The organism is Pseudofrankia saprophytica (assembly GCF_000235425.2).
GTDB classification, from domain to species: Bacteria; Actinomycetota; Actinomycetes; order Frankiales; family Frankiaceae; genus Pseudofrankia; species Pseudofrankia saprophytica.
Map to the genome: position 1 here is coordinate 2,854,695 of NZ_KI912266.1, position 2,876 is coordinate 2,857,570.

Here is a 2,876-nt window from a genome sequence, read left to right on the forward strand (position 1 = left end):
GGCGTGCCGGCGCCGGCCACCCGGCCCCCCAGCTCCTCGGCGAGCTGGCCGACCAGACCGGCGCGGATCTCGGCGAGCCGGGTCACGCAGGCGTCGATCTCGGCGATCTTCCGGCGGTGGACGGCGGCGGCGTCCGGGCAGGCGACGCCGCGGTCGTGCCCGGACCGCAGGCAGTCGACGAACGGACGGGCCTCGTCGAGGGTGAAGCCGATGGCGAGCAGCGACCTGATCTCGGCCACCAGCCGCAGGTCGTCCTCGTCGTAGTCCCGGTACCCGTTCGCCCGCCGCCGGGCCGCGAGCAGGCCTTCCTGCTCGTAGTGCCGCAGCGCCCGCGGGCTCGTCCCCGCCCGCAGCGCCAGCTCGCCGATCCGCATGAGCCCGACGCTAAACCCTGCCGCCGACGTCAACGCCAGCCCGAAACCCGCCTGATCGGCCCGGGTGGCGGTGCTCGCCGGGCCCGGGCCCGCGTCGGGGGTCGATCAGCCGGCGCCGGTGACGGCCTGGGTGACGACGCGGCTCGCTTCCCCGGGGCCGAACGTGGGCGGGCGGGGGGTGGTCTCGGGGATGCCCATCCGGACGACGACCGTGTCGGAGCCGGGATCGACCTGGACGACCTGGTTGCCGAGGCCGATCGCCCAGAACATGTCGTCCGGGGCGCCGGGCACGAGCCGTCCCCGGGTCGCCGTCTGGTTGCCGACCTGGGAGAGGTCGGTCGCGACCAGGGGGTTGCCGATGAGGCCCTCGTGGTTGAGCCACCACAGGTAGCCGTAGGCCGCGTTCAGCTCGGTGGACGACGTGCCGGTCGCGGCCCGCAGCCAGTCGGCCGAGACGATCTGCTTGCCGTGCCAGACGCCGTGGTCCAGGGCGAGCTGCCCGAAGCGGGCCAGGTCGCGGCAGGTGGTGTGCAGGCCGGTGTAGGTCCGCGCGTTGCCGGCGGCGTCGGGCGTCATCGACGTGTGGGCCATGCCGAGCGGGCCGAACAGCCGGTCCTTGGCGAACGCTGTCGGGTCCTGACCGGTTGCGCCCGTCAGCACCTGTCGCAGCGTCTGGATCGCGGAGTTGTTGTAGGCCCACACCTGGCCGGGCGGGTTCGCCTGGTCCAGGCCGACGGCGAACGCGGTCTGGTCCGTCGCCCGGATGAGCTGGCCGTAGTCGATACCGACGCTCCAGCGCCGGCCGGAGTCGTTGCTGAGCAGGTCACGGACGGTGACTGCCTGCGACGGTGTGCCGCGCCACTCGGGAATCCACGTCGAGGCACTTTCGCTGATCTTCAGGTCACCGTCGTCCTGGGCGATCCCGACGAGCGTGCTCGTCACGGACTTCGTGGCCGAGAAGACGTCCTGGGTGGTGTCCTTGTTGGTGCCGCGGAAGTACCACTCGCCAGCGATCTTCCCGTCGCGAACGACGAGGAGGCAGTTCGACTTGCCGGTCTCGGCCGTCTTCGCGATCTCGTCGAGCCTGGCCGGGTCGAGACCGACCGTGGCCGGGGCGACGGTCTCCCACTCGTCGCCCGGCTGGTGCGGCGCCGAGGCCGGCCCGGACGCGGACGCCGCGGCCGCGGCTCCCGCCCGTCGAGGGAGGAGCCTGCGCGTTCGGAAGCCGACGGGAGCCGGGCGGTGGCAGGGCTGCGGGCGGCGCATCGGCGACCTCACGGAGTGCGGCGACAGGGCGTGCGGCTAGATCGTCGCAAGCGGATGTCAGCACCCGGTAAGGCTTGCGCGCAACCGACGTAAGCCCGTGGCCGAGACGGGCCCGCGACCGGCCTGGGCCCGCGATCGACGTCGGCCCTGGTCGGGCCGGGAGGTCGGCGATCTGGAGAGGCCGGTGGCGCGCGGCACCGGCCCTACGACGCGTCGGGGTGGGCGCGGCGGTAGCCGGCGGCCCGGGTCGAGGCGGACGACCCGTTGGACGACGGCGCGGTGGTGCTCTCGGCGAGCCGGCTGTGCAGCCGTTCGCGGACCTCATCCGGCGTGTAAGCGCGACGCGCGCGTTCGGAGCGAGCCACCATCGCGCCCGTGGCCGCCACCCCGACGACCCCGGCCAGACCAAGCACTTTCCACCAACGCATACCTCAGGCTAGAACCTGGCCGCGGGCACGGCCGAGGCAATCCACCAGAAGACCGCCGACGGACGCGAGAAAGACGCGGGAAACATGGGTCTGGAGCATGACCAGCCTGTCTGGACGGGTCCGGAGGCGGGTAGTCCGTCCTAGGCTGTGAGCATGTGCGCCATGCCGGTCAGCCTGGACGCCGCCGTGGAGGCGAGCCGTACCGGTGATCTGTGGCTCTTCCGCGGCCGCACCCCCGCCGACCGGGCCATCCAGACGCTCACGAACAGCCCGGTGAACCATGTCGGGATGGCGGTCGTCATCGACGACCTGCCGCCGATGATCTGGCATGCCGAGCTCGGCAGGTCGCTGACCGACCAGTGGACCGGCGACCGGCATCGCGGCGTCCAGCTGCACGACCTGCGCGACGCGGTCCAGGTGTGGGGCCAGCGCTATGGCCAGCGAGCCTGGCTGCGCCAGCTCGAGCCCGAGGTTCCCCATGAGGCGGAGGACGCGGCGCTGCGGATCATCGCCCGGCTCGACGGCACCCCGTTCCCGTCGACCGCGCAGCTCGCCGGCCGCTGGCTGCGAGGCCGGGTGCCGACACTCGTCCGCCGCGACCACGACGACGAGGCCGCCGACGAGCCGGAGGCACCGCTTTCCGATCCCACCGCCGAGCCCTGGTTCGCCTCCTTCCAGTGGCACAGCGGGCCCACCGACTCCGGCCGCCTGGCGGCCGGCTCCGCGGGTCGCGGAGGTTCCGGCACGCCGTCGGTCGACGTCGCGGACGGTGACGAGGCGCGGCCGGGCCGCTGGTCGCGGCTGCGCG

General features: G+C 73.4%; 3 protein-coding genes and 1 pseudogene. 1 reads left to right on the top strand and 3 read right to left on the bottom strand.

Annotation, left to right across the window (positions count from 1 at the left end; translation table 11 throughout):
* The 3 genes from FRCN3DRAFT_RS44080 to FRCN3DRAFT_RS0211850 form a co-directional block, all read right to left on the bottom strand.
* A partial coding sequence (locus FRCN3DRAFT_RS44080) for a MerR family transcriptional regulator (RefSeq protein WP_007520718.1) occupies window positions 1-374 on the bottom strand: 374 nt, incomplete at its 3' end.
* Between the two features lie 105 nt (window positions 375-479).
* A complete protein-coding gene (locus tag FRCN3DRAFT_RS0211845) occupies window positions 480-1,640 on the bottom strand; it encodes a serine hydrolase domain-containing protein (protein WP_007520720.1) in 1,161 nt (386 codons plus the stop codon).
* 203 nt (window positions 1,641-1,843) lie between these two features.
* Window positions 1,844-2,068, bottom strand: coding sequence for a hypothetical protein (locus tag FRCN3DRAFT_RS0211850; protein ID WP_007520722.1), 225 nt, complete (start codon window positions 2,066-2,068; stop codon window positions 1,844-1,846).
* Window positions 2,069-2,230: 162 nt separating this feature from the next.
* On the opposite strand from FRCN3DRAFT_RS0211850, the pseudogene FRCN3DRAFT_RS44085 reads away from it, so the two are divergent.
* Window positions 2,231-2,876, top strand: a pseudogene (locus FRCN3DRAFT_RS44085) (hypothetical protein); the annotation flags it as partial.

Coding starts and splice junctions, on each gene's coding strand:
- FRCN3DRAFT_RS0211850 (WP_007520722.1), bottom strand. CDS start 2,068: ATGCGTTGGTGGAAAGTGCTTGGTCTGGCCGGGGTCGTCGGGGTGGCG.
- FRCN3DRAFT_RS0211845 (WP_007520720.1), bottom strand. CDS start 1,640: ATGCGCCGCCCGCAGCCCTGCCACCGCCCGGCTCCCGTCGGCTTCCGA.